General features: G+C 72.8%; 21 protein-coding genes. 15 read left to right on the top strand and 6 right to left on the bottom strand.

Features of this window, described 5'->3' with window-relative positions:
* Nucleotides 1-47 precede the first annotated feature (47 nt).
* From ACFRAV_RS28470 to ACFRAV_RS28460, 3 genes are all read left to right on the top strand, one after another.
* Entirely contained in the window at nucleotides 48-803 is a 756-nt protein-coding gene (locus ACFRAV_RS28470) for an IclR family transcriptional regulator (RefSeq protein ID WP_382559573.1), read from the top strand.
* A 382-nt stretch (nucleotides 804-1,185) separates the two neighbouring features.
* Nucleotides 1,186-1,935 carry a class I SAM-dependent methyltransferase gene (locus ACFRAV_RS28465; RefSeq protein WP_382559571.1) on the top strand — a complete coding sequence of 250 codons (750 nt, stop codon included), beginning with the start codon at nucleotides 1,186-1,188 and terminating at the stop codon, nucleotides 1,933-1,935.
* 125 nt (nucleotides 1,936-2,060) lie between these two features.
* Nucleotides 2,061-3,248, top strand: a complete 1,188-nt coding sequence (locus ACFRAV_RS28460; RefSeq protein WP_382559568.1) for a 4-hydroxybenzoate 3-monooxygenase — start codon at nucleotides 2,061-2,063, stop codon at nucleotides 3,246-3,248.
* 5 nt (nucleotides 3,249-3,253) lie between these two features.
* On the opposite strand, the gene ACFRAV_RS28455 is transcribed toward ACFRAV_RS28460, so the two are convergent.
* Entirely contained in the window at nucleotides 3,254-4,006 is a 753-nt protein-coding gene (locus ACFRAV_RS28455) for a class I SAM-dependent methyltransferase (protein ID WP_382559565.1), read from the bottom strand.
* Nucleotides 4,007-4,358: 352 nt separating this feature from the next.
* Here ACFRAV_RS28455 and ACFRAV_RS28450 point away from each other — a divergent pair, with 352 nt between their 5' ends.
* Together ACFRAV_RS28450 and ACFRAV_RS28445 are read left to right on the top strand one after the other, a co-directional pair.
* The gene (locus ACFRAV_RS28450; RefSeq protein WP_382559562.1) at nucleotides 4,359-5,534 is read left to right on the top strand and encodes an acyl-CoA dehydrogenase family protein; all 1,176 of its coding nucleotides are present in this window, start codon (nucleotides 4,359-4,361) and stop codon (nucleotides 5,532-5,534) included.
* 200 nt (nucleotides 5,535-5,734) lie between these two features.
* Nucleotides 5,735-7,831: an endonuclease gene (locus tag ACFRAV_RS28445; protein ID WP_382559560.1), complete on the top strand. Its 2,097-nt coding sequence runs from the start codon at nucleotides 5,735-5,737 to the stop codon at nucleotides 7,829-7,831.
* Between the two features lie 146 nt (nucleotides 7,832-7,977).
* Here ACFRAV_RS28445 and ACFRAV_RS28440 read toward each other — a convergent pair whose 3' ends face one another.
* Nucleotides 7,978-9,504, bottom strand: coding sequence for a sodium:solute symporter family protein (locus ACFRAV_RS28440; RefSeq protein ID WP_382559558.1), 1,527 nt, complete (start codon nucleotides 9,502-9,504; stop codon nucleotides 7,978-7,980).
* A 213-nt stretch (nucleotides 9,505-9,717) separates the two neighbouring features.
* Here ACFRAV_RS28440 and ACFRAV_RS28435 point away from each other — a divergent pair, with 213 nt between their 5' ends.
* Nucleotides 9,718-10,506 (top strand): IclR family transcriptional regulator, encoded by a 789-nt coding sequence (locus ACFRAV_RS28435; protein WP_382559556.1) that lies wholly within the window; start codon nucleotides 9,718-9,720, stop codon nucleotides 10,504-10,506.
* Nucleotides 10,507-10,599: 93 nt separating this feature from the next.
* Here the strand turns inward: ACFRAV_RS28435 and ACFRAV_RS28430 are convergent, their stop codons facing one another.
* Both ACFRAV_RS28430 and ACFRAV_RS28425 read right to left on the bottom strand, forming a co-directional pair.
* On the bottom strand, nucleotides 10,600-11,868 hold the full coding sequence (locus ACFRAV_RS28430; RefSeq protein WP_382559554.1) for a glucarate dehydratase family protein: 1,269 nt from the start codon (nucleotides 11,866-11,868) through the stop codon (nucleotides 10,600-10,602).
* Nucleotides 11,865-12,797 carry a 5-dehydro-4-deoxyglucarate dehydratase gene (locus ACFRAV_RS28425; RefSeq protein WP_382559552.1) on the bottom strand — a complete coding sequence of 311 codons (933 nt, stop codon included), beginning with the start codon at nucleotides 12,795-12,797 and terminating at the stop codon, nucleotides 11,865-11,867. The genes ACFRAV_RS28430 and ACFRAV_RS28425 overlap by 4 nt, the downstream gene beginning before the upstream one ends.
* A gap of 397 nt (nucleotides 12,798-13,194) precedes the next feature.
* Here ACFRAV_RS28425 and ACFRAV_RS28420 point away from each other — a divergent pair, with 397 nt between their 5' ends.
* The 8 genes from ACFRAV_RS28420 to ACFRAV_RS28385 all read left to right on the top strand — a co-directional run bounded on the left by ACFRAV_RS28420 (nucleotide 13,195) and on the right by ACFRAV_RS28385 (nucleotide 20,352).
* Nucleotides 13,195-13,512, top strand: coding sequence for a cupin domain-containing protein (locus tag ACFRAV_RS28420; RefSeq protein ID WP_351116559.1), 318 nt, complete (start codon nucleotides 13,195-13,197; stop codon nucleotides 13,510-13,512).
* Nucleotides 13,513-13,684: 172 nt separating this feature from the next.
* Nucleotides 13,685-15,325 carry an ATP-binding protein gene (locus ACFRAV_RS28415; protein ID WP_382559550.1) on the top strand — a complete coding sequence of 547 codons (1,641 nt, stop codon included), beginning with the start codon at nucleotides 13,685-13,687 and terminating at the stop codon, nucleotides 15,323-15,325.
* A gap of 1 nt (nucleotide 15,326) precedes the next feature.
* Complete coding sequence (locus ACFRAV_RS28410) at nucleotides 15,327-15,764, top strand: roadblock/LC7 domain-containing protein (RefSeq protein WP_351116556.1); 438 nt, start codon at nucleotides 15,327-15,329, stop codon at nucleotides 15,762-15,764.
* Complete coding sequence (locus ACFRAV_RS28405) at nucleotides 15,761-16,180, top strand: DUF742 domain-containing protein (protein WP_382559547.1); 420 nt, start codon at nucleotides 15,761-15,763, stop codon at nucleotides 16,178-16,180. Before ACFRAV_RS28410 ends, ACFRAV_RS28405 begins: the two co-directional genes overlap by 4 nt.
* On the top strand, nucleotides 16,161-16,754 hold the full coding sequence (locus ACFRAV_RS28400; RefSeq protein ID WP_382559545.1) for an ATP/GTP-binding protein: 594 nt from the start codon (nucleotides 16,161-16,163) through the stop codon (nucleotides 16,752-16,754). Before ACFRAV_RS28405 ends, ACFRAV_RS28400 begins: the two co-directional genes overlap by 20 nt.
* Nucleotides 16,751-17,980 (top strand): cytochrome P450, encoded by a 1,230-nt coding sequence (locus ACFRAV_RS28395; protein WP_382559543.1) that lies wholly within the window; start codon nucleotides 16,751-16,753, stop codon nucleotides 17,978-17,980. The genes ACFRAV_RS28400 and ACFRAV_RS28395 overlap by 4 nt, the downstream gene beginning before the upstream one ends.
* Nucleotides 17,981-17,989: 9 nt before the next feature.
* On the top strand, nucleotides 17,990-19,885 hold the full coding sequence (locus ACFRAV_RS28390) for a helix-turn-helix domain-containing protein (RefSeq protein WP_382559541.1): 1,896 nt from the start codon (nucleotides 17,990-17,992) through the stop codon (nucleotides 19,883-19,885).
* Nucleotides 19,882-20,352, top strand: coding sequence for a hypothetical protein (locus ACFRAV_RS28385; protein WP_382559539.1), 471 nt, complete (start codon nucleotides 19,882-19,884; stop codon nucleotides 20,350-20,352). Before ACFRAV_RS28390 ends, ACFRAV_RS28385 begins: the two co-directional genes overlap by 4 nt.
* 111 nt (nucleotides 20,353-20,463) lie before the next feature.
* On the opposite strand, the gene ACFRAV_RS28380 is transcribed toward ACFRAV_RS28385, so the two are convergent.
* Nucleotides 20,464-21,690: an acyl-CoA dehydrogenase family protein gene (locus ACFRAV_RS28380; RefSeq protein ID WP_382559537.1), complete on the bottom strand. Its 1,227-nt coding sequence runs from the start codon at nucleotides 21,688-21,690 to the stop codon at nucleotides 20,464-20,466.
* A 478-nt stretch (nucleotides 21,691-22,168) separates the two neighbouring features.
* Nucleotides 22,169-24,262 carry an ATP-binding protein gene (locus tag ACFRAV_RS28375; RefSeq protein ID WP_382559535.1) on the bottom strand — a complete coding sequence of 698 codons (2,094 nt, stop codon included), beginning with the start codon at nucleotides 24,260-24,262 and terminating at the stop codon, nucleotides 22,169-22,171.
* Nucleotides 24,263-24,476: 214 nt separating this feature from the next.
* Between ACFRAV_RS28375 and ACFRAV_RS28370 the strand changes: the two genes are divergently transcribed.
* The gene (locus ACFRAV_RS28370; protein WP_382559532.1) at nucleotides 24,477-24,956 is read left to right on the top strand and encodes an SsgA family sporulation/cell division regulator; all 480 of its coding nucleotides are present in this window, start codon (nucleotides 24,477-24,479) and stop codon (nucleotides 24,954-24,956) included.
* Nucleotides 24,957-24,997: the final 41 nt, after the last annotated feature.

The following is a 24,997-nucleotide window of genomic DNA, read 5'->3' as shown; positions in this document are numbered from 1 at the left end:
GGCACCCGTGCCGGGGGACGCCGCCGTGCATGTGGCACCGTGGGCGAATGGCGAACTCACCGTCCGGCGAGACGGTCACCGAGCGGATCGTCCGCGTCCTGGAAACCTTCGACACCGACCGCACCGTGCAGAGCGCGTCGGAGATCGGGCGACGGGCGCACCTCCCGTCCTCCACGGCGCACCGGGTGGTGGCCGAGCTGGTGTCGTGCGGCCTGCTGGAGCGCGACGAGGAGCACCGGGTGCGTCTGGGCATGCGGTTGTGGGAGCTGGCCCTGCGCGGCTCGCACGCGCTGAGGCTGCGCCAGGCGGCGCTGCCGTTCATGGAGCGGGTGCAGGCGCGGATCCGGGAGCACACGCAGCTCGCCGTCCTGGAGAACGGTGAGACCCTCTTCATCGAGCGGCTCTCCCATCCACAGGCGGGGGCGAACATCACCCGGATCGCGGGCCGTCTCCCCCTGCACGCCTCGTCCTCGGGTCTGGTCCTGCTGGCGCACGGGCCCCGGGAGCTGCAGGAGCGCGTCCTGACCGGGCCGCTCGAGGCGGTGTCGCCGGAGACCGAGACCGATCCGGCGCGGCTGCGCCGGGTGCTGGCCTCGGTCCGCCGCGCCGGCGTCGTGGTCGCGCCGGGGACGGTGGAGGCCGTCTCGACCGGGGTGGCCGTGCCGGTCCGGGAGGGACGCGGGCCGGTGGTCGCCGCCCTGTCCGTGGTCCTCCCCCGCGACACTCCCACCCGTCCGGCCGCGGACGAGCTCCGGGCCGCGGCCGCCGGGATCTCCACCGCACTCGCGGCCCGGCGCCCCTGAGCGTGCGGAGGAAGTGGCTACCACGGGCCGCTTTGGTGACTGCTGCTCGCCACAGGCGCTGCGCCTTCTCCGTACCGGGTCGCCCCGCGACGAGACGCCGGCCGCCGGACAGGGCGACCGGTCGCTGCCGGGGTCGCCTTCGTCCACGGACTCGTGATCCAAGCACTCTTCGACCCCGGACGGTTCTCCGAGGACGTGCGGAGCGCGATGGTCGATGGCTTCGTCGCCCGGCTCGCCGGGTCAGGGCCCGTCACCGGACAGGTCGACCACATACGGCGTTCCCGACGTCTCCGCCGCCCGCCGGTCTCGAAGGCCGGACCGGGGCGAGGGCCGGTGCCGTTATCGGGTTGACCGCCCCGCCGGGCGGTGCTGGAGTCGGCGCGTGGACAGCATCCCCGCCAACAGGCGGCTCTGGAACCGGATCAGCGGCACCTACCAGCGGAAGCACGACCCGCGGATCGGCGCCGCACCGCGACTGTGGGGCATGTACTCCATCCCCGACGCGCACCTGGGCGCTCTGGGCGACGTCACCGGCAAGCGCGTCCTCGAGCTCGGCTGCGGCGCGGGTCAGTGGTCCAGGGCGCTCGCCGCCGAAGGCGCCACCGTGGTCGGGATCGACCTGTCCGAGTCCCAACTCGATGCGGCGAAACGGGCGATGGGGGTTACGGGGGCGACCCGTCATCCGCTGGTGCAGGGCGCCGCCGAACAGCTGCCCTTCGCCGCCGGCAGCTTCGACCTGGTGTTCTGCGACTTCGGCGGGCTGAGCTGGGCGCCCCCTCACCTGGTCGTCCCGCAGGCCGCACGCGTCCTGGCCCGCGGCGGGCGCCTGGTGTTCAACGTCGCCAGCCCGTGGTTCGAGGTCTGCTACGACGAAGCCGCCGCCCGCGTGACCACGACGCTCCAGAAGGACTACTTCGGGCTGGACGCCGTCGCCGAGGGCGACGGCGCGACCAGCTATCAGCTCACCTACGGCGACTGGGTCAGGGTCCTGCGTGGTGCGGGTCTCGTCATCGACGACCTGATCGAGGCGCGGCCCGGACCCGGGACGCCCAACGGCTACAACGAGACCGACCCGCCCGACTGGGCGCACCGCTGGCCCGCGGAACTGCTCTGGACGACCCACAAACCCTGAGGTCCCGTCGCACGGACACGCGCGAGTCCCCCGCCCTCGATTCCCGTTCAACGGGAAACCCCGTCGTCAGCCGGGCCGCCGCGGGGCGAGACTCCTGCCATCCGTCCGCCGTCAAGGAGACGCCCATGCACGTACGCACCCGTGTCGCGATCATCGGCGCAGGCCCCGCCGGCCTGCTGCTGGCCCACCTGCTCGACCGTCAGGGCATCGAGTCGGTCGTGATCGACTCCCGCAGCCGTGCGGAGATCGAGAGCACGATCCGGGCCGGCATCCTCGAGCAGGGGACGGTGGAGGTCCTCGACCGGACCGGGGCCTCGGACCGGGTGCTGCGCGTCGGACAGAGGCACGAGGGCGTCGAGCTGCGTTTCGACGGGGAGGGCCACCGGATCGACTTCGCGGAGAGCGTCGGCCGCGCGGTGTGGCTCTACCCGCAGCACGAGGTGCTGAAGGACCTGATCGCCGCACGGCTCGCCGCCGGCCAGGACCTGCGGTTCGAGGTGACCGCCGAGCGCGTCGAGGACGCGGAGACCGACCGGCCGCGGGTGGTCGCCCGGGACGCCGAGGGCGGACGGGTGGAGATCGAGGCCGAGGTGGTGGTCGGCGCGGACGGCTCCCGCGGGGTCGCGCGCGAGGCCGTGAGCGGCGCGTACGGCGGGCACTTCCGGGAGTACCCCTTCGCCTGGTTCGGCATCCTGTGCGAGGCGCCGCCCAGCTCCGAGGAGCTGATCTACAGCAACTCGCCGGACGGCTTCGCGCTGATCAGCAGCCGCAGCGCCGAGGTGCAGCGGATGTACTTCCAGTGCGACCCGCAGGACGACCCCTCGGCGTACACCGAGGAGCAGCTGTGGCGGATCCTGCAGTCGCGCGTGCCCGGCACCACGCTCAAGGAGGGGCGCGTCTTCCAGCGTGACGTGCTGCGCTTCCGCAGCTTCGTCGCGCACGAGATGCGCCGTGGCCGGGTCGTACTGGTCGGCGACGCGGCCCACACCGTGCCGCCCACCGGCGCCAAGGGCATGAACCTGGCCGTCGCCGACGTCGTCCTGCTCACCGACGCCCTGCGCGCGCTGCTGCGGGACCGGGACACGAGCCTGCTGGACGCCTTCCCGCGGACCGCTCTGGACCGCATCTGGAAGGCGCAGCACTTCTCCTGGTGGATGACGAGCATGCTCCATCTCCAGCCGGGCGCCGACGAGTTCGACCGCCTGCGCCAGCTCGGCGAGCTGCGCTCGGTCGTCGGGTCGGCTGCGGGGCGCGCCTACCTCTCCGAGGCGTACACAGGCTGGCCGCTGCCGCCTGCCGCAGCCGACCTGTAGAGGTGTCAGGCGGCGCGCCGCAGCTTGTAGTAGGTCATGCCGGTGGCGTCGGCGGGGGCGGGCCGGCCCTGCGGGTCGGTGACGCCCGCCACGGTCAGCCCGGCCGTCGTGACCAGCTCCGTGAACACGTCGCGGGGGTACCAGTGGAGGACCCACGGCCGCTCGGAGACTGCGTGGTCGGAGCCGAGCCGGCGCTCGTAGCGCAGCAGCGCCGTCTGCGTGCGTGCCGTCTCGTCGCGGTGCTCGGAGACGACCGACACACTCAGTTCGGCGCCGTCGGGTGCGGTGGCCGTCCGCGCCAGGCCGATCTGTCCGGCCGGGGTGGGTTCGGGGATGAACAGGGGCACCAGGGCGGTGCCGTCGTCGAGCAGGTGCGCGCGGATGCCGCGGAGTGCGGCGAGCGCCGTCGCGTCGTCCGGGAGCAGGGTGAAGGTGGGGCCGGCCAGGAAGACCGACCGGTAGCGGCGGGGCAGGTCCAGCGCCTCCATCCGCTGGTGGTGGACGGTCACGGTGAGCCCTTGCTCGTCCGCCGCGCGTCGGAGGCGCTCCAGCATGTCGGCGGAGGAGTCGACGCCGTCGACGTCCAGGCCGCGACGGCGCAGTTCGAGCAGCGGGTCTCCGTCGCCGCACCCCAGCTCCAGCGCGGGAAGGCCGGCTTCCTCGACGAAGGCGGCGTAGGTCCGCGGGTCGTGGGAGGAGGATTTCAGCGGGCCGTAGATGTCGGCGACGATGCCCGTGTAGAACTCGGCAGGATCCATGCCGGGGGACCCTATGCGGTCGGCTGACCTGCTGTCATGGGGATTTGCGGTGCCGATCGGCCGGTCCCGAGGACGCGCTCCGGCCGGGTGCCGGCGTGCGCGCGGTGTCGGTCGAGGAGGCGGAGGGGCTCGTCGGTGTCGCCTGCGCGCCCGTTCCACCTCGGTCCGGGCCCGCTCCAGCGTCGCGGGCAGACCGGCGTCGGCCCTGGCCGCCGCCTGCCGGACGGCCTCTCCCGCCTCCAGCAGTTCGCGGAGGGCCGGAGTGGCGGGACCCACACTGGATCCACTATCCGATGCAAGGTTGACTGAGGGCCGCACCCCGCCCGCCGCGTGTGTACCACGGAGGCCAGGAATGACCAGTTCACCCGTCCACCCCTTCGATCTCGTCGCCGTCGACGGCCTGCTGAGCGACGAGGAGCGCGAGATCCAGCGGACCGTACGCGCGCTGGGCGAGCGGGAGTTGCGTCCACACGTGGCCGACTGGTTCGAGGAGGGCGAGATCCCCGCCCGTGAGCTGGCCCGGCTGCTCGGCAAGCTCGGGGTGCTCGGCATGCATCTGGAGGGCTACGGCTGCGCCGGGGCCGGCGCGGTCTCCTACGGTCTGGCCTGTCTCGAGCTGGAGGCCGTCGACTCGGGGCTGCGGAGTCTGGTGTCGGTGCAGGGCTCGCTGGCGATGTACGCGATCCACGCGTACGGCTCCGAGGAGCAGCGGCGGCAGTGGCTGCCCGGGATGGCGGCCGGCGAGAAGATCGGCTGCTTCGGCCTCACCGAGCCCGACGCGGGCTCCGACCCGGGCGCCATGCGCACCCGGGCACGGCGCGACGGCTCCGACTGGATCCTCGACGGCGCCAAGATGTGGATCACCAACGCCTCGGTGGCCGACGTCGCCGTGGTGTGGGCCCGCACCGACGAGGGGGTGCGCGGCTTCGTCGTCCCGACCGGCACGCCCGGTCTCTCCGCGCCCGAGATCCGGCGCAAGCTCTCGCTGCGCGCCAGTGTCACCGGCGAGCTCGTCCTCGACGGGGTCCGGTTGCCCGCCGACGCGATGCTGCCCGGCGCCCGCGGCCTGTCCGGCCCGCTCGGCTGTCTCAACGAGGCCCGCTTCGGCATCGTCTTCGGCGCGATCGGCGCGGCCCGCGACTGTCTGGAGACCGCGCTCTCCTACGCCGCCGACCGCACCGTCTTCGGCCGGTCCCTCGCCTCCTACCAGCTCACCCAGCAGAAGCTCGCCGACATGGCCCTGGAGCTCGACAAGGGCATGCTGCTCGCGCTGCGGCTCGGCCGCCTCAAGGAGGAGGGCCGTCTCACCCCCGAGCAGGTCAGCGTCGGCAAGCTGAACAACGTCCGCGAGGCCATCGCCATCGCGCGGGAGTGCCGCACGATCCTCGGCGCCAACGGTGTCACCCTGGAGTACCCGGTGCTCCGGCACGCCAACAACCTCGAGTCGGTACTGACCTACGAGGGCACCAGCGAGGTCCACAGCCTGGTCATCGGCAAGGCCCTCACCGGCGAGACCGCCTTCCGCTGAGGCCGCCCCCCTCCGCCCGCACCGCCAGCCCTCCCCACGCCACGAGCCCCAGACCCGCGCGCCACGGCCCGGCCCGGCCCGCCCGGCCCGGATCTGTTTGAACGGGCGACGGTTGAACCGAGCACCATGCCGTCCGGGCAGGAAGATCCCGGTCCGCCGCGCGCACAATGAAAGGGGGACGACGAGGCGAGGTAAGGGTCATGACCATCGCGGAGCACGTGTCCCGGGCCGGGACGGACTATCCGGAGCAGTTGAGGCGGGCCGCGCGGCGGTTCGACTCCCGCACGGTGCGGCGCGAGGAGCGCCTGCGGGCCGTCGACCGCCGTGGTGTGCTGCAGGCCAACGATCCCGACAGGGTCGCCGGGCGGCTGGCCCGTCTGAACGCCGACTGGTCCCTCGCCCGGTCGGTCGAGCGGGCGGAGACCGGTCCCCGGGCGACGGCGAACAGCGCGCCGTCGGTGGCGGCCGTGCCGTTCGGGCCCGACCTGCTGGGCCTGGAGCGGGTCATGGGGCGCAACGATCTGATCGGCGTCGCCTTCCTGGAGGCGGGCCGGGTCGCGGCCCGGTCGGTCGGCAGGGTGACGGTGCGGGGGCCCGGGGGCGGCCTTCACGGCACCGGGTTCATGGTCTCGCCGTCGCTGCTGATGACCAACAACCATGTGCTGCGCGACGTGGAGGAGGCGGAGCGCGGCGTGGTCGAGTTCGACTTCGAGGACGGCCCGGACGGCCGCCCGCTCACGCCCGTGGTCTTCGCGCTCGAGCCGCGGCGGTTCTTCGCCACCGACCGGGACCTGGACTTCACCGTCGTCGCGGTCGCGGAGCAGGACCTGCGGGAGGCCGAGGGCACGGGGGACGCCCGTGGTGGACGGGCGGGGCGGGCCGGGAGGCCGGCGGACTACCGCTGGCTGCCGCTGGACGGCGCGCAGGGCAAGGTGCTCGTCGGCGAGACCGTCAACATCGTGCAGCACCCCAACGGCGAGCCCAAGCAGCTCGCGCTGCGCGAGAACACGGTGGTCGACCTGCTGGACGGCTTCGTCCAGTACACCACCGACAGCGCGCCCGGCTCCTCGGGTTCTCCGGTGTTCAACGACCAGTGGGAGGTCGTCGCGCTGCACCACAGCGCCGTGCCGGAGACCGACGAGGAGGGCCGCCCGCTCGACGTCGACGGCAGCGTCTGGCGTCCCGAGGAGGGAGAGCACCGGGTGGCCTGGAAGGCCAACGAGGGCGTGCGCGTCAGCAGCGTCCTGCGGGCGCTGGGCACGCTGCCGCTGACCGGCACGGCCGCACGGCTGCGGGACGAGATGTTCCGGCTCCCGGTGAGGGACGCACCGAGCGACGCCGCGCGGGACGCGGCGGCCGCTCCGGGGGCCGGCGCCGCCCCGCCCTCGCCGGTCGCGTCCGGGGCGGCGCGGGCGGCGACGGCCGTCCGGGAGTCGGCGGAGCGTGATCTGGCCGCCGCCCTGGTCAGCCTCCGGCTGGGGGACGAGCGGGTCTACTACGACGCGGACGGCGACCGCCGGGCCCGTGACGCCTACTACGCCCAGCTGGGGGCGACGGCCGACGGTGGCGCGCTGCGCCGGGCGCTGACCGCCCTGCTGGAGGACACGCACCACAGGCGCCCGGCCTACCAGCCGGCGCGGATGGTCTATCCGTGGGTCGACCTGCGTCCCGACCGCCGGCTGCGGAGCGTCTACTCGGGCAAGGCCTTCGACGCCGAGGAGTTCATCCGCGCCGACGTCGCCGCCGAGGCGGTCCGGCTCACCGGCATGCAGGACTTCCTGCTCCGCGAGAGCACGGCCGGTCCGGGCGAGCTCGCCTCGGAACTGGACACGCTGGAGGCGGCCTCGCCGTTCAACTGCGAGCATGTGGTGCCCCAGTCCTGGTTCGCCAAGCGTGAGCCGATGCGGGGCGACCTGCACCATCTGTTCGCCTGTGAGTCCGGGTGCAACAGCTTCCGGGGCAACATCCCCTACCAGGACTTCCCGGACTTCGAGGAGGTCGTGCGGGAGGACTGCGGTCTGCGTGAGGCGGGCGGCTTCGAGCCGGTGCACGGCAAGGGGGCCGTCGCCCGGGCGACGCTGTACTTCCTGCTGCGCTATCCGGGCCTGGTGGGCAAGAGCGGGGAGTTCCCCCACAGCCGGCTGCCCGTCCTGCTGGCCTGGCACGAGCGTGAGCCGGTGGACGAGTACGAACGCCACCGCAACGCGGCCGTCGCCGAGATACAGGGCAACCGCAATCCGCTGACGGACCACCCGGAGTGGGCACGGGAGATCGACTTCTCGGACGTGTGGGCCTGACCCCGCCGCACGCCGCCGCTCCTCTTCCCGCCGCACGCCGCCGCTCCCCTCCCCCGCCGCACACCGGCCGGGTCGGGACGGGACACCGCATCGGCCCCTGCCCGGGGGAGCGGGCAGGGGCCGACGACCCGGTGTTCGTGCTGGTCTCAGCCGGTGGTGCCGACGAGCGGTGCGGGGGTGGGGTCGGCGCCGGGACCGTCGTCGCCGTCGGGGCCGACCGCGCGGGTGATCTCGTCGGCGTCGGCGCTGGGCTCGGGGAACAGCAGGCCGATGCCGACGAAGAGGACCAGGGAGGTCAGCAGCGGGGTGGCGACCGTGAGGGTCTGGTCCGTGCCGTTCCCGGGCCAGTACTTCACCGCGACGTACCCGAGGAGACCGCAGGCCCAGGAGACCAGGGCCGCCCAGGGCCCGCAGCGGCGGAAGGCCGGGAGGAGCCCGAGGAGCATCGGGATGGAGATGGGGCCCATCACGGCGGCGACCAGGGCGACGATGATGCCGAGCGGGCCGCCCAGCGCCTCGGCCTGCAGGGCGACGACCATGCTCGCGCCGATGAACACGACCGTGCAGACGCGCCCGGCGAGCAGGCCCGTCCGGGGGTCGAAGGCGCGGGCGCGCCTGCTGACGGCGGGCAGGATGTCGCGGACCACGACGGAGGAGATGGCGTTGGCGTCGGAGGACGCCATGGCCATGGTGTGGGAGAACATGCCGGCGACGGTCAGGCCGACGAGACCGGCGGGCAGGAGGTCCTGCGCCATCAGCGCGTAGACCTGCTCGGGCTTCTCGAGGTTCGGCATGATCACGGGGCCGAGCACGGACGGGAAAAGGATGATGGCCGGCCATATCAGGTAGAGCGACGCGGACAGCAGCGCCGAACGCTTCGCGGAGGGCGGGGAGTCGGTGGCCATGTAGCGCTGGGCCAGGTTCCACATGCCGCCGTTGTACTCGAAGAGCTTGATGACGACGTAGGCGGTGAGGAAGCCGGCCGTGTACGGGCCGACCAGCGGCTCGGTGTGTCCGTCGGGCAGCCTGTCGAGGGCCGCGCCCAGTCGGCCGATGCCGCCGATCTGGTCGATGACGACCCAGAGCATGGTGAGGGCGGCGATGCCCTGGATGACGAACTGGCCGAAGTCGGTGAGGGCGTCCGCCCAGAGCCCGCCGACGGTGCAGTAGACGAGCGTGACCAGGCCGGTGACCAGGATGCCGACGGGGAGGCTGAGACCGGTGAAGACGTTCAGCAGGATCGCCGCGGAGGCCCACTTGGCGGCGACGTCGAACACCTTGAGCAGGGTGCCGCTCCAGGCCAGCGCCTGCTGGGTGGGCACGTTGTAGCGCCGGGCGAGGTACTCCAGCGGTGAGGCCACGTCGTACTTGATGCGCAGCCGGTTCCAGCGGGGGGCGAAGACGAAGGCGCCGACGGCGGTGGAGAGGGCCAGCGGTACGAACGCCCATATGTAGATGGTGATGCCGTAGCTGTAGGCGACGGCGGCGTAGGCGACGAACACCGCCGCGCTGTAGCCCGACATGTGGTGCGAGATGCCGGACAGCCACCACGGCATGCGCCCGCCGCTGGTGAAGAAGTCGCTGACGGTGGTGATGCGCCGGTGCGACCAGAATCCGATGAGCAGCATCACCAGGAAGTAGCCCGCCAGGGCCACCCAGTCCGGCCAAGCCATACGAACTCCTCGATGTCGGAGCGAACGCGGCGATCCGCGCGATCGCGAGCGGTGGGGGGATTCGGCGACGAGCGGGAGGAACGGACGAGCGAGTGCAGCCCGCACGAGTCCACGTATGTAGACTGAGTCTTCATTCATGCCTTGAATTCGCGTGCAGGTTATTGCCGCGCACAGGGGCGGTCAATCGATGCGTCGATGTTTCGGAGGGTTTCGTTGGCACGGGAGGAAGAGTCCGGGCGCGGACCGGTGAAGTCGGCGGAGCGGACCGTGCGGATCATGGAGGCGCTGGCCTCCTCGCCCGAGCGCCTCACGCTGGGCAGGCTGCGGGAACTGACGGGGTATCCGCGCTCCAGCCTGTACGCGCTGCTGCGCACGCTGGCCGCGATGAAGTGGATCGAGTCGGAGGACGGCGGGGAGTCCGCGGCCTACGGGATCGGCCCCCGGGCCCTGTTGTGCGGGACGGCCTACCTGGACCGCGATCCGGCGCTGCCGCACGCGGTGCGCCAGATCGAGCGCCTCCGGGCGGACGTCGGGTACACCACGCACTACGCGCGCCTGGACGAGGCCCGGGTGATCTACCTGGCGACCCGTGAGGCCACCGACTCACGGCGTCTGACCTCCCGGGTGGGACGTCAACTCCCGGCGCACGCCACCGCGTTGGGCAAGGCGCTGATGGCGGAGCTGACGGCGCGGGAGGTGGACGCGCTGCTCCCGGAGCCGCTGGAGGCGCTGACGCCGCACACCGTGACCCGGCGCCCGGAACTGGCCGACGAGCTGGACGGCGTGCGGGCGCGCGGCTGGTCGCTGGAGAACGAGCAGAACACGCCGGGGCTGTGCTGCGTGGCCGCCGCGGTGCCGTACCGCATCCCCGCGACGGACGCGATCAGCTGCTCCATCCCGCTGGACCACGCCTCGGACCAGGAGATCGCCCGGGTCTCGGAGGCCGTGCTGCACCACCGGACCGAGCTGGCGGGCACGCTGCGGCGGGAGGGCATCCGCTGAGCCGTGGCAGGACGCCGTGGGGGCGCGGCGCGCCGTGCCCCCACGAGGTCGGCGGGCCTCAGCCCCTGTGGGGCGGGACGCCGACCGTCCGGATCACCAGCGCGGCACCTTCTTCTGGTAGGTGGGGTCGACGCTGCGCATGTAGCCGGTGTCGTCGCGGTCCCGCAGGCCGCAGGCGAGGTACTGCTCGTGCAGCCGGGCCAGTTCGTCCCGGTCGAGCTCGACCCCGAGCCCCGGGCCGGTGGGCACCGCCACCGCCCCGTCCTCGAACGCCAGCGCCCCGGGGGCGATCACGTCCTCGTCCTTCCAGGGCCAGTGGGTGTCGCAGGCGTAGGTGAGGTTGGGCGTCGCGGCGGCCAGGTGGGTCATGGCGGCGAGGCTGATGCCGAGGTGGGAGTTGGAGTGCATGGACAGGCCCAGGCCGAAGGTGTCGCAGATCCCGGCGAGCACACCCGAGCGGCGCAGGCCGCCCCAGTAGTGATGGTCGGAGAGCACGACCTGCACGGCGTCACGGGAGACGGCGGGGGCCACCTCCTCGAAGGAGACCACGCACATGTTGGTGGCCAGCGGCATCGAGGCCTCTCGGGCCACCGCCGCCATGCCCTCCTGACCCGGGGTGGGGTCCTCCAGGTACTCGAGGACGCCTTCGAGTTCCCGGGCCACCCGCAGGGAGGTCTCCACGGTCCAGGCGGCGTTGGGGTCGATCCGCAGCGGCAGCGCGGGGAAGGCGTCGCGCAGGGCGTGGACGGCGTCGATCTCCTTCTCCGGCGGGAGCACTCCTCCCTTCAGCTTGAGCGCCGTGAAGCCGTAGTCGTCGACCATGCGGCGGGCCTGGGCGACGATGCCGTCCACGTCCAGCGCCTCGCCCCACGCGTCGGGTGCGGCGCCCGGGTGCGCGGCCCACTTGTAGAAGAGGTAGGCGCTGAACGGGACCCGCTCGCGGACCGCGCCGCCCAGCAGGTCGCTGACCGGGCGTCCGGCGGCCTGGCCCTGGACGTCGAGGCAGGCGACCTCGAAGGGCGAGAAGACCCGGTCGACGGTGCTGCTGGTGGTGATCATCCCGGTGAGGCCGTGTCCGTCGCTGCCGGTGTCGCCGTCGAGTGCCCGCGCGACGGCGGCACGGACGGCGCCGAGGTGGTGGACGTCCAGACCGGTGAGCGCCTCGGCCGCGGTGCGCAGGCGGCGCAGGTGCCCGGTGTCGGCGTAGGTCTCGCCGAGACCGGTGAGCCCTTGGTCGGTGTGGACCTCCAGGACGGCCCGCAGCGCGTACGGCTCGTGGACGCCGACGGCGTTGAGCAGCGGCGGGTCGCGGAAGGCGACGGGGGTGACGGTGACGGAGGTGATCCGTATCGCGTCGCTCATCGGACGGCCTCCTTCCCGGAGCGCGCGGCGATCTCCAGCCCGGCGTCGACGATACGGCGCAGGCGCTCGAGGTGCTGGGGGGCCGGATCGGTCAGCGGCGGCCGGACACCGCCGACGTCCTGTCCGCGCAGCGCCATGGCGGCCTTGATCAGGGAGACGGCGTAGCCGGGCACCCGGTCGCGCAGCGCCACCAGCGGGTGGAAGAAGTCGCGCAGCAGGAGGTCGCGGGTGTCGTCGTCGCCGCTGGTGACGGCGCGGTGGAACGCGTGCGAGATCTCCGGCGCGAAGCAGAACACGGCCGAGGAGTAGAGCTGGACGCCGATGCCGCGGTAGGCCGGGACGGTCACCTCGGCCGTGGGCATGCCGTTGAAGAACTGGAACGGCTTGTCGCGGCCCGCCAGGGCGGAGCGGACCGCCAGCACGGTGCGGGAGAGCCGGTCGAGGTCGCCGACGCCGTCCTTGAAACCGACGACCCTCTCCAGCCGCGCCACCTCGGCCGCCGCCTCGGGGGTGAAGCGCGCATTGGACCGGTTGTAGACGATCAGCGGCAGTTCGCTCGCGGCTGCCACCTGCCGGGTGTAGGCGACCAGGCCCGCGGGCGGGGACTCGACCAGGTAGGGCGGGAGCAGCAGCAGGCCGTCGACCCCGGCGTCCTGGGCGATGCGGGAGAAGCGCCGGGCCAGCGGCAGCGGTCCGCCGGTGCCGGCGAAGACGGGGACGCGGCCGGCCGTGGTCTCCACCGCGGTGCGGACGACCTCGCCGTACTCCTCGGGGTCCAGGGCGTGGAACTCCCCCGTGCCGCAGGCGGCGAAGACGCCTCCGGGCCGGGCGTCGAGTCCGCGCCCGACGTGTTCGGCGAGCGCCGCCTTGTCGATGTGCCCGGCCCTCGCGAAGGGGGTCACCGGGAAGAACAGTACGCCGTCGAACATCGGCACCTCGGGGCTCCTGATGTCTACATATGTGGACGCCATCTTCATTTGCGAACTGCCGCCTGAACTGTAGGTCGCGGCCCGACGGCCGGTCAAGGCGGTGACCGAAGGGTGATCACGGGCGGCGGCCGGGCCCTCGTACGCCCCGAAAAGCATGCGCGGTCCCGCCCGTTGATTCCCTTTTCATGATTCGCAACTCAGCGTTCAACCATTGCCCAACGCTTTTCCGAAAACCCTCTCCCGCGGTGCACGGGACCCCTGATTCGGCCGAAAATTGTGCACCAGGCCCCTGCCTTCGACTCATGCTGCTGGCATAGTCTCCTGATCCCGCCACTTGAGGCCCGGGCTGCTTCCGCGCAGTGCTCCCCTGCGGCCGTGGATCCGAAGGAAACGACACATGCTCGAAGGGTTCCGATTTCTCTCGATCACCGAAGTCCCACCGAAGGAAGTGAAGGAGGGCATCACCGCGAAGATCCTCAAGGAAGGCACGGCGGAGGACCCGTCGGTCTTCATGGAACTGACCTTCGCCCCGGGTGCGGCGTTCGGCAGGGACGAGCACGCCGAGCTGGAGATCCTGCACGTCCTGGAGGGCGAGTTCAGTGACGGTGACGCCGTTCACGGTCCTGGCACCGTGATTATCGGGCATCCTGGTTCGGTGCATTTCCCGGCGTCCTCGTCGGGTTGCCGGGTGCTCGCCTTCCATCCTCAGGGCTGATCCCGGTCCGGCCGACCGTGAAAGCGGGCGGTGGTCCGATCAGTTCCTCCCGGACGAAAGATCAAAAGGTCCGGGACTGCCGCACACGCTCCGGAGAAGTGATCGCCGGCGAGGCCCGGCATCGCGTCCCCGCGGGCGACGTCGAAAACTCCTGGTCGATTGGCGATAACGCGTGCTCGATTACACGGACTTGGTCATCGGAGCGTCGTCCGCGCTCGGCTCGGCGATCGTGGTGTGGTCGGCGTGTCTGCCGGGCAGGCGCCGCGTCGCACGGGAACTGGACGAGGCCTTGGCGGCCGCCCGGGAGAAGGCCGAGGCCGCCGAACTCGCCCGGCAGGAGCAGGGCCGGCACTGGCAGTACGCCCAGCAGGTGATCAGCGAGCTGGAGTGCCTGGTGGAGCGGCGACTCCCCCAGGTGGTGCAGGAACTGGAGGGTGTGCGGGTGCCGGCCACGGCCGGACTCGCACACCCTGCCGTGTTCGATGGCACCGAGGTGGCCGGCTATCTCACGGCTGCCGAGGGGCTGGTCCGCGGCGCGGGCGACGTCGTCCGGCGCGGCGTGGAGGAGTCCGCGCGCGGGGCCCTGCGCGGCATCGCGGAGGAGGTCCAGGCGGCCCTGACCCACGCCCAGGCCGACATCGACGACGGTCTCGACGACCTGGAGCTCACCGGCGGCGGCGTGTACGCCGGGGCGAAGGACGTGCGCTCCATCCTCACCAAGGTCGACCACAGCGTCACCATGGGCGTCCACAGCGTGCAGCGGCTGCGGATCCTGACCGACTCCTGGCCGGGCGTGCAGCGGGCGAGCTGCACGGTGGCGGAGATCGTGGAGAGCGCCCGCGGCCGCATCCGGCACAGCAGCGCCGTCGACTACGCCTACCACGTCGACACCGGCGAGATCGTCGTCGACGGCCTGATCGTGGAACCGGCCATCGTCGCCCTGACCGAGCTGCTGGCCAACGCGACGGCCTACTCCGGAGGCACCGTCTCGGTCCATGTGCAGCGGGTGCCCAACGGGATCCGGTTCTCGGTGGAGGACCAGGGACTCGGCATGGCTCCGCTGCAGCTCGAGGAGGCGGAACGTTCCCTCTCCGCCGGCGGGGCCTGGGTGACGGACCTGGCGGAGCCCGGACGGCTCGGATTCCTGGTGGTGGGACGACTGATGGCCGAGTACGGACTGCGGGCGGGTCTCTCGCCGTCCGCCGCCGGCGGGATGCGCGCCGACCTGCTCGTCCCGGACGCCCACCTGCAGGAGGAGGTTCCGCAGGAGCCCGCCTCCGCGGGCGGCCTGCGGCATGCGGTGCGGCCGGAGTTCCCCGGCGGCCCGCGGCCCCCCGCGGTCCCCGGTCCCCGCGCGCCGATGGCCGCCCTCGCCCCGCCCGCGGTCGCCCCGCCCGCCGAAGCCTGGGCCTCCGGCACCCGGACCTCCGACGCCTGGGCCGCCGACACCCGGACCTCCGACGCCTGGGCCGCGACGCCACCGCCGTCCGCCGCCGCACCTGTCACCGCACCCGCCCCTGCCCCTGCCCCTGCCCCCGCCCGCCTGACGCCCGCCCAGCACAACGGGGCGTACCAGGCACAGACCCCGCGACTGCCCGACCCCGCCCACGGGTTCGGCGCGCCCGCCCCCGCCGCACCGGAGCTCCCCGTCCTCCCGAAACGACAGCCGCGCGCGCCGCGCCGCCATGCCGCGCCGTCGCCCCGGTCCCATGCCGCTCTTCCCGACCCCGAGACGTTCACCGCGGACCTGGGACGGGTGATGGACACCCTGATGGAGGGCTACGGCGACGGCACGAACGACCAAGGAGCCTGAGATGTCCGAGTACACCCATGCCACCGCCGACACCGTCGACATGGCGCCCCAGCTCAACACCCTGCTCGGCGACGGGGTCACCGGCGCCGTGCTGTTCTCCAGCGACGGGATGATGCTCACCCACACCGACGGGATCCCCCGGGACACCGCCGAGAAGCTCAGCGCGGCCTTCAGCGGACTGGCGTCGCTGCACACCTCGGTCTTCCTGGAGTTCTCCGGCAGCCGTCCCGACCAGATGCGGATGAAGTACAACATCATCGACTTCACCGAGATGACGGTGGCGGTCCTGTCGGCCGGACGGAACACCGGTCTGGCGGTGGCCGTGGAGGGCGACCGGTCGCCACGGGTACAGGCCGCGATCGGCAAGAGCCTCAAACTGATCAAAGGGCTCGGCTCGTACCTGGAGGCCCGCGAACGGCAGCTCACCGCCGGGCAATGAGCGGCGGACCGGCAGCCGGCGGGCACACCCGACGTGGGGTGGTCCGCTCCCACACGGTCATCCCCCTCGCGGAGGACGAGCCCTCCGGCGAGGTGGACCGGGCCGGCGTGGACGAGGTCCCGGAACCCCCGCGGCTGCGCACCGACCACGCCACCCTCCTCTCGCTCGCCCCGACCGCGCCGCGGACCGGCCTGGGCGTGCAGGCTCACCGGGTGCTGGCGCTGTGCGCGCCGGGAGTGGTGTCGGTGGCCGAGGTGGCGGCCCACCTGGAGATGCCCGGCGGGGTGGTCCGCGTGCTGGTGACCGATCTGGTGACCCGGGGGAACCTGCTGGCGGCCGACCCGTTCGTCCCGCAGGCACAGCCGCACGAGAAAGAATTCCTGGAACGGATACTCGATGGCCTTCAGCGACTCTAGACGTCCGCACTACCTGCCTCCGGGGTCCACCTCCGTGAAGATCGTGGTGCTCGGCGCCTTCGGCGTCGGCAAGACGACCCTCGTGGAGACGGTCTCCGAGATCCGGCCGCTGCGCACCGAGGAACGGCTCAGCCAGGCGGGGCAGATGGTCGACGACCTGCCGACCGCGGCCAAGACGACCACCACGGTCGCCATGGACTTCGGACGGCGCACGCTGGCGGGCGGCATCGTCGTCTACATGTTCGGCGCGCCCGGCCAGCCCCGCTTCGCCGACATGATCCGCTCCCTGCTCAACGGCGCGCTGGGCGGCATCGTCCTCGTCGACACGCGGCACGTGGACGCCTGTTACGAGTCGATCGGTCTGCTCGAGGAGGCCGGCCTGCCGTACGTCATCGCGATCAACGACTTCCCCCAGGCGCCCGTGTACCCCGAACCGGTCCTGCGGGACGCGCTGAGCCTGCCCGACGACCGGCCGATGATCCGGATCGACGCGCGGGCCCGCGAATCCGCGAAGCAGTCCCTGATCGCCCTGGTCAAGGACGTCCTGAGTCCCAAGGAGATCCAGGTGCGATGACGACTTCCGCGGGTGTCCCCCGACTTCACGGCACGGCCCTGGACGAACAGGACCTGTACGCGCACCTGCGGTCGCAGGGCCCGGTGGCCTGGGCGGAGATCGCCGACGGCATCCACGTCCTGGTGGTGACGGGCTGGCAGGCGGCCCGGGAGGTGCTGACCGGCCCCTCCTTCCGCAAGGACCCCGGTCACTGGGAGGCGCTGAACCGCGGCGTGGTGCCCTCCCGTCTGACCTATCTGGCCACGCCGGGACTGCACCACAGCGACGGCGAGCGGCACGAGCGGCTGCGGCGCGCGGTGGGCGACTGCCTGGCCTCGGTCAACCTGCACGCGGTCCGCGAGACGGTGCAGCGGCACGCACGGGACCTGATCGAGGACGTGGCCGAACGTGGCCACCTGGACCTGATGGCCGAGTACGCGGACCGGGTGGTGGCCCGGACCATGACCGGACTGGCCGGTCTTCCGCCCGAGCAGGCCGACCGGGTGCGGGCGGCGACCGACCGGCTCGCCGACGCCCAGCCGGACGCCACCACCGCGTGGTGGGACCTGTACGGCATGGTCCAGGAGGTGCTCGACGAGAAACGGGAGCACCCGTCCCGCGACTTCGCGTCCTGGCTGCTGGCGCACCCCGCCGGCCTCAGCGACGACGAGGTGTGCCATCAGGTGATCGCCCTGATCATCCTGGGCGCGGCGCCCACCGCGGCCTGGATCGGCACCACCCTGCACGCCCTGGTCGCCGACCCGGCCTACGCGACCCGGCTGATCGGCGGTTCGGTGACCGTGCGGGCGGCGCTCACCGAGACCCTCTCGCGCCGCTGCCCGGCCGCCACCATGTCCGCCTACTACGCGGTGAGCCCCACCGTGCTGCACGGGGTGCACGTCCCGCCGGGCATCCCCGTGCTGATCCACCACGCGGCCACCGGCGTCGATCCCCACCGCCCCGGGGACGGCGGCGCGCACGACCGCAGTCACCTCGCCTGGTCCGCGGGGGTCCACCAGTGCCCGGCGCCCGGTCTGGCGACCACCATCGCGGAGGCCGCGACCGAGACGGCCGTCGACATGCTCTGGGACCTGACCGCCCCCATCACCGCGGTCGCCCGGCGACCCAGCCCGTTCCGCGCCTGCCCTGCCCACGTGGGGGTGCTGTTCTCCACCACCCGCAAAGGCAGAAGAAACCTTTCGACTTGGCGCGACGGACGCGACGTACGCCCCAGCGACGAGGAGTGAGACAGGCACATGTTGACCGTCCGAGATTTACCGGCGTACCCCGAACTCGGCATCACCGCGTGCCATGTCGGGGACGACCGGGAAGTGCAGTCCGCGCAGGTGCTGTCCGACACCGACTGGATCCGGTCGAACATCGCCCACGCGCTGATCGTCACGCACAGCAGATACCTGGAGGACGCCGAACGGATCATGTTCACCCTCTCGGCCGGCGGCGCGGCGGCGCTGGTCGTGTCCGGAGCGACCCCCGACACCCTCGACCCGGCCCTGCGGGACACCGCGGCCCAGCACCGGCTGCCGCTGCTGACCACCTCGCACTCGCTCAGCGACTGGAAGGCGCTGCTGACCCACCGCGTCGCCGAGCTGTGCGTGACCGCCGCCCGGCGGCACGCCGCGCGGCTGGGCACCCTGCTCGACCAGCTCGCGCACCCGCGGGCGGACACCGTCACCGGGGTCGCCGAGTACCTCGCGGAGGAGCTGCCCGGCAGCGTCGTCGTGCGGGACGCCGGCGGGGTGCGGGCGGCGGCCCCGCCCGCCGCGCCGGTCACCCTGGCGGCCGCGCTGGAGCACCCCGACCAGCCGCGGCAGGCGCTCGACGGACTGCACGTCTCCTCGGTGCCGCTGGGCGCGCAGGGCGCGCTCGTGGTCGGCACGCCGAGGCCGCTGGGACAGGCCGAGACCGAGCTCACCACCTGCGCCGCCAAGGTGCTCACCGTCGCCATGCCCGGCGGGCAGCGCTCCGGCGACATGGTGGTCTCCGACGCGGTCCGCCAGGTGCGGCTGTCGGCGTTCCAGCTGCTGATGACCGGGCACGCGGTCGACGCCCAGCGGGTCACCGCCTCGATCATGCCGGGCCTGCTGGACCCCACGCACGCCCAGGTCTACGTCGCCGACTGCGGGCGGGCCGGGCGGGCCCTGGTGATGGCGCAGGCCGACCGGCTGTTCGCGGGGCAGGCGCTCACCGTGGCCTGCCCGGCCTTCGACAACCACATCATCAGCGTCGTCCCGCTCGTCAAGGAGCAGGAGCACGAGCACACCGTGCGGCACCTGCTGGAGGTGTTCCGCACCGCGGGCGTGCACATCGGCGGCAGTCAGCCGCACGAGCTCAAGGCGGTGGGCGACGCCTACGACGAGGCCCTCGCCGCGCTCACCCGGGCCTCCCACTACCCCGAGCGGATCGTCATCGCCTCGCCGCGGCCGCCGGGCCTCGCCGACGTGCTGCCCGCCGAGGCCGCCCGGTCCTGGGCCTCCGCGCTGCTGCAGCCGATCCTCAGCACCGCCCGCATCCGGCAGCTCGAACTGACCGCCATGGCCCTGGAGTTCCGCACCACGGCGGCCTCGAAGGTGCTGGGCATGCACCGCAACACGCTGGCCCGGCGGGTCGCCCAGACCTGCGAGGCGGTGGGACTGGACCCGGAGCTCACCATGCACCGGATCGCCCTGTCCCTGGCGATCCAGGTGGTGCGGATGCACGGCACCGGGAGCGCGGCGGAGTCCGGCCCGCCGGCCACCCTGCACGACCTGCTGACCAGTCAGGAGGTGCGGGCCTGGGCCGACAAGACGCTGCGTCCCCTCGCCACCGACCGGCGCGACCTGGTCCGCACCCTGCGGGCGTGGGTGACCTGCGAGTTCCACGTCGACCAGGCCGCGGCCCGGGTCGGCATCGCGCCCAAGACGGTGCGCGCCCACATCCAGGCGGCGGAGCACCTGTTGGAGCGGGACTTCATCACCGGCATCCCCCAGGACCTGATGGAGGACCACGGCGAGCACCGGCTCAGCGGCATCCGGCCGCTGACGTGCGCGATGTACGCCACCACCCCGCCGGGCGAACCGTATCCGGCGCTGACGACCGTGGCGCGGGCGCCGCGGCCCGCGAACGCGTCCCCCTGGCCCGTGGAGGTGTCGTGAGCGGCGCGCAGGACAGCGGGGTACGGGTCAAGGAGCTTCTGGAGCGCCTGCGGTGGCACGCCGAGCACGTCGCGGCGGCCTGCGCCGCCCGTGACCGGCTGATGCTCCAGGCACGGTACGAGGGCGCGGACGCCGTGGAGGTGGAGGAGGCGGCCGGACTGAGCCCCGCGCGGGCACGGGCCCTGGCCCGCGCAGCCGTGGTCCCCTCGCGGCTGTGGCCCGGCGCGCATCTGCGGGTGCCTCCGCAGCTGCTGGCGGACGACGAGGTGCTGCAGGCGGCACTGACCGGGCTGTACGCCCGGCTGGTGGGCGTCGTGCCTCCCGAGGAGTGGAGCAGGGAGGAGCTCGAGGAGGAGCTCATGACCGGCGTGGCCCCGAGGATGCCGACGGGTCACCACTGGCGGCTGACCGTCGACGACGTCACCGGCGGCTTCGCCTACGGGGTCTGGCCCGAGAGCGTGGGCTGAGCGGCCGGGCGCGCCGGACACGGCGGCCGCGGGCCGAAACGGCCGGGCTCCGGACACGGCGGAGGGCCCGGTCCCCCGACCGGGCCCTCCGCCGCCCGCACGGGCGGGCGCTCACACCGCGAGCAGCCCGCGCTCCGGGCCGGGCGGGATGGTGCGGGCCACGTGGGCGAGGCGGACGGACCAGGAGCCCTTGCCCTCGCCCAGCGCCGTCTCGGCGAGCCGCAGGTACTGGACGTCGGAGGTGCCGGCCGGCGCGAGGATGTGGAACGCGTCCCGCACGTGCCGTTCCACCGCGCGGTCGGTGAACAGGCCCGCCGCCGCGTGGATCTCCATCGCCTGCCGGGCCGAGGTGATGGCGTACTCCGCGTTGACCGCCTTGGCGTTCATCATCTCCTCGTCGCACGGCATGCCGTGGTCGAGCAGGCTGACCGCGTGGTAGAGCGCGGTCCGGGCGGTCATCAGACGGGACTGCATCTCCCCCAGCTTGATCTTGACGTTGGTCAGGTCCTTCAGCGGCCGGCCGTAGCGGATCCGCTCCGTGCAGAAGGCCGCGGTCTCCTCGACCACGGCCTGGTGGATGCCGAGCGACACGGCGGCGAGGTTGGGTCTGCCGTAGAGCGTGGAGGAGGAGTAGGCGACGTCCAGGCCCTGGCCCTCCTCGCCGAGCCGGTTCGCGGCCGGCACCCGGACGCCGTCGAGGACGATCTCCCCGAAGGAGAAGCCGTGGAGTCCCATGGACTCCTGCTGCGGGGCCAGGCGCACGCCCGGCCGCCTGGCCTCGACCAGGAAGGCGCTCAGCCCGCGCGATCCCGGCCCGGTGCGCACCACCACGCCGTGCAGGTCCCCCACGTGGCTGTTGCCCACATAGACCTTGCGGCCGGTGAGCACGTAGTCGCCGCCGTCCCGGACCGCGCTGCTGGTCATGCCGAGGACATGGCCGCCCGAGCCCGGCTCGGTGACGGCGATGGTGGGCAGGCACGCGCCCTTGGCTATCCGCGGCAGCCAGGCGGCGCGTTGGGCCGCGTCGCCGAAGTGAATGATTTTGGCGACGCCCAGAATGCTCGCCTGCGCCATCGCGCCCATCGCGCCGCAGACGCGGGAGAGTTCCTCAATGATCACGGTCTTGCCAAGGTGGCCCACGCCCATGCCCTGGTACACGGGGTCTATCGTGGCGCCCATCCAGCCCTGTTCGGCGATCATCCGGGAGAGTTTGTGCCCGACTTCGCCGACGGTCTTCTCCGTCTCCAGCTCGCCGATCCGGGGTCGGATCTCCGTCTCGGCGAACTCCCGCACCCTGGACCGTAATTCGTCGTGCGTGGCGGTACCGAACAGATCCACCGTGGAGACCCCCTGTTCCCGTTGTTCCCCGCGCGTCCGGTGCGGCGCGGAAGCCACTTGTCGGCCAATTGGCGCCCCATCCAACAGCCGGCTCCCTCATGCTCCAACGTTCACAGGCATCCGCCTAGACAGCTGTCCGGACTTGGCCGAAACGCATACGCGGATACCCACGGGGGCATATGCCGCCGCATTCCATGATCGGCTTTGCCCACCCATTCCCAGCTGCGTGTACGGCTTTTCCGAAGATCTCCGGAGCGGCCTTATCGCGCTGTCATGGCCACGAAAATTATCGGGCGGAACCGTTCGCCGTCGTCACCCTCGTGACGGTTTAACGACGGTGCCCGAGAATGTCTCTGGCAATTGCGCAAGCCATCACATCGCGCCAACGGTTTTTAGCGCCCTTTGCGCCCCGGCGCGCGCCCCAACAGGACGTCTCATTCCCGCCCCATGCGGCGGATCCCCGCGAAAAGCGGGTCATTCACTGTTCAACCACCCCGGCCGGAGCCGCCCGGTGCGCGTCGGCCGTCGCGGCCCTGACCGGCGCCGGGCGGTCGGAGGTCTCCCGCCGCCACAGCGCGTCGCACAGGCGCTCGTGGGCCCGCTGCAGATGGCGCCGGTAGGTGCTGTACGGCAGGCCCAGACGTTCGGCCGCCGCCATCTGGTTGGGCACCCGGTGGAAGTAGGTGGTGGCGACCACCCGGTGCACCCGGGCGTCCCGCGGGTCGGCGCGCATGGCGTCGACGACGTCGGTGAGCAGCTCGCGCAGCAGCTGCGCGGCGCGGTCCGGCGTGTGGCCGGGCAGGCCGGTGACCATCCGTGCCCGCAGCAGCGGTCCGGCCGCGAAGTCGTCCTCCCGGTGCCAGTCGCGCAGCGCGGCGCGGACGGCCGTGTCGAAGTCGGCGCGGGTCAGCGGGGCGGCGGGGCCGGCCGTCGGCACGGCGGGCGGCTCCTCGGTCAGCGCGCCGGGCTGGGTCCGGTCGAACCAGACCGACAGCGGGGTGGTCCGCCAGTCGCAGGCGAACAGCGAGTACGTGTAGCCGTTGGGCCAGGGCATGTCCGTGGCCCTCTCGTGCCCCAGGTGCCGCATCAGCGGGTCCCAGAGGTCGGCGAACGGGCTGAGCAGGAACGACCAGGCGAGCCCTTCGGAGCGGATCCAGTCGGCGCAGATGCGCAGCTGCATCAGGTGCTGCACCGGGGAGATCTCGCCGTAGGCAGCGGGGTTGACGAAGAAGCGGGCCACCAGCATGTGCTGACCGGGGCGCATCGGACTGGTGCGCCCCACGTACTCCCACGCCTGGGCGAGGATCGGGTCGGCGGCCAGCTCGTCCTCGCCGGGCGTGGAGATCCGCAGCCAGGTCATGAACGCGGCCGCCTCACCGGTGGCCGAGTCGCGGTAGAGCCAGAAGGCCTCGGGCTGCCGCCCGAGCCAGAAGTCGACGACGGCCGCCGACTCGGGGCCCTCGGTGAGCGCGATCAGCCGGCGCACGGCCTCGTGGTCGTCCGGCCCGAGGACGTCCTCGTGGAAGTCGCCCTCCCGGCGCATCTGGAAGTACTCGCCCATCGACCCGTAGCGCTTGAGGTAGGTGAGTTCGCGGATCGCGGTCATGGCCTCGGCCGGCGGGGCGGTGCGGGCCTGCTCGAGCAGGATGTGTCCGATGCGGCGGTGCATCTCCTCGTACGCCTGCGGGTCCCGCCAGCGCAGGTCGGTGTCGATGGCGTCGCTGACCATCTCGTGCAGGAACAGGCCCTGCCGCCCCCAGTCGGCGATCGGCAGCCGCCGCAGCCAGGTGAACATCTCGGCGCCCCGCTCGGGTCCGACCACCGCGCGCAGCAGTCCCTCGGTGGTGGTCATCGCGTGCGCGGCCACCTCCAGGGCGAGCCGGTGGGTGGGCGAGGGGACGTCTCCCACCATCTGCTGGAGCAGCGCCGTCAGGACGTCGGGGGTGGGCGCCCAGTCCCCGCCGTTGCCGTCGGTGGCGATGCCGGCGGCGAGGTTGAGTGCCAGCGGGTGGCCGCCGGCGAACCGCAGGACGCGCCGGCCCACGGCCGGCGACACCCCCCGCAGCTCCAGCAGCCGTGCCGCCTCGGTCTCGTCGAGGTCGCCGAGCGGCAGGACGGCCAGGATCTCGCTCCAGGCGACGTCGGCGGTCCAGGTGGGGCTCGGCGCCTCCCGGCCGGCGAGCACCACCAGCGTCCGCGGCGACAGGGCGGGCAGGAAGCGGTCGACGAGCCAGCTCTCCAGTCCCTGGCAGTGCTCGAAGGCGTCGACGAGCAGCACGGCGTCCGCGGGGGCGCCCGCGACCTCGGCCTCCACCCCGGCGGGCGAGGGGTCGACGAGCCTGCCGTTCACCTCGACCACAGGCCGGCCCGCGTCCCGGCTCTCGTCCGCGAACCGCCGCAGCAGGGTCGACTTGCCCACGCCGCCGGGCCCGTGGACGTAGATCACCGCGGGCGCGCCGTCGCCGCCGGCGAGGGCCTCGCGGAACACCGCCAGCTGCGCGGAACGTCCGACGAAGGCGCGCTCCCGCGCCCACCGCAGCCGCTCCGCCAGGCTCTTCGCTTCACGCTTCATCCGCGCAATGTATACGCCGCTCCGACGTGCGGGAATCCGCCTCCGCCACCCGGACCGGAGGAGGGCGCGGACCCGTGCGGGCACGGGAGTGAGCGGCGGGTGAACACCCACTGGTCTGGCGGGTGAGCAACGGGAGCCGTCACAGTGACCGGCGAAGGACGAACGGGCGTCACCGCCCGCGTCGGCGTCGTCCCCCGCCCCAGGAGTGCTGCCCATGTCCCCCGCGCACCGCCCCGGCCCTGACGGCCGGCCCCCGCAGGAGCTCCCGGTGGAGACCTGTCTGACCTGCCACCTCGTGGTGAACCAGGAGGCGGCCACGCCGCTGTCGGTGCACCTCGGTTACGACCCCGCGGAGCCCTTCGGGGTGAGCGTGAGTTTCCCCTCCGACGAGAACCGCCGGACCCGCTGGGTGTTCTCCCGGGACCTGTTGCAGGACGGACTGTACGAGCCCACCGGCGAGGGGGACGTCCGCGTCTGGCCGTCCGGCGGCTGCCGGTGCGGCTGCTGCGGCAGCACCCACGCCCGGATCCTGCTGCAGGGCGCCACCGGCTACGCGCTGCTCGACCTGCCCCTGGAGCCGGTGCAGCACTGGCTCGACCGGACCTGGAGCCTGGTCCCCGAGGGCACCGAGGAGTCCCGGCTCGACTGGAGCGTGGTCGAGCACCTGGTGGACCAGCGGCCGCCCGCGGCCTGAGGGCGGGCGGCGGCCCGGCGACGGGCGGGCCGCCCCCCGCC

Source organism: Streptomyces sp. NPDC056600, assembly GCF_042792855.1.
Lineage (GTDB): Bacteria > Actinomycetota > Actinomycetes > Streptomycetales > Streptomycetaceae > Streptomyces.
The sequence above is the reverse complement of the archived record's forward strand: the minus strand, read 5'-3'. Positions and strand labels throughout refer to the sequence as shown.

Coding starts and splice junctions, on each gene's coding strand:
- ACFRAV_RS28470 (WP_382559573.1), top strand. CDS start 48: ATGGCGAACTCACCGTCCGGCGAGACGGTCACCGAGCGGATCGTCCGC.
- ACFRAV_RS28460 (WP_382559568.1), top strand. CDS start 2,061: ATGCACGTACGCACCCGTGTCGCGATCATCGGCGCAGGCCCCGCCGGC.
- ACFRAV_RS28455 (WP_382559565.1), bottom strand. CDS start 4,006: ATGGATCCTGCCGAGTTCTACACGGGCATCGTCGCCGACATCTACGGC.
- ACFRAV_RS28450 (WP_382559562.1), top strand. CDS start 4,359: ATGACCAGTTCACCCGTCCACCCCTTCGATCTCGTCGCCGTCGACGGC.
- ACFRAV_RS28445 (WP_382559560.1), top strand. CDS start 5,735: ATGACCATCGCGGAGCACGTGTCCCGGGCCGGGACGGACTATCCGGAG.
- ACFRAV_RS28440 (WP_382559558.1), bottom strand. CDS start 9,504: ATGGCTTGGCCGGACTGGGTGGCCCTGGCGGGCTACTTCCTGGTGATG.
- ACFRAV_RS28430 (WP_382559554.1), bottom strand. CDS start 11,868: ATGAGCGACGCGATACGGATCACCTCCGTCACCGTCACCCCCGTCGCC.
- ACFRAV_RS28425 (WP_382559552.1), bottom strand. CDS start 12,797: ATGTTCGACGGCGTACTGTTCTTCCCGGTGACCCCCTTCGCGAGGGCC.
- ACFRAV_RS28420 (WP_351116559.1), top strand. CDS start 13,195: ATGCTCGAAGGGTTCCGATTTCTCTCGATCACCGAAGTCCCACCGAAG.
- ACFRAV_RS28410 (WP_351116556.1), top strand. CDS start 15,327: ATGTCCGAGTACACCCATGCCACCGCCGACACCGTCGACATGGCGCCC.
- ACFRAV_RS28405 (WP_382559547.1), top strand. CDS start 15,761: ATGAGCGGCGGACCGGCAGCCGGCGGGCACACCCGACGTGGGGTGGTC.
- ACFRAV_RS28400 (WP_382559545.1), top strand. CDS start 16,161: ATGGCCTTCAGCGACTCTAGACGTCCGCACTACCTGCCTCCGGGGTCC.
- ACFRAV_RS28395 (WP_382559543.1), top strand. CDS start 16,751: ATGACGACTTCCGCGGGTGTCCCCCGACTTCACGGCACGGCCCTGGAC.
- ACFRAV_RS28390 (WP_382559541.1), top strand. CDS start 17,990: ATGTTGACCGTCCGAGATTTACCGGCGTACCCCGAACTCGGCATCACC.
- ACFRAV_RS28375 (WP_382559535.1), bottom strand. CDS start 24,262: ATGAAGCGTGAAGCGAAGAGCCTGGCGGAGCGGCTGCGGTGGGCGCGG.
- ACFRAV_RS28370 (WP_382559532.1), top strand. CDS start 24,477: ATGTCCCCCGCGCACCGCCCCGGCCCTGACGGCCGGCCCCCGCAGGAG.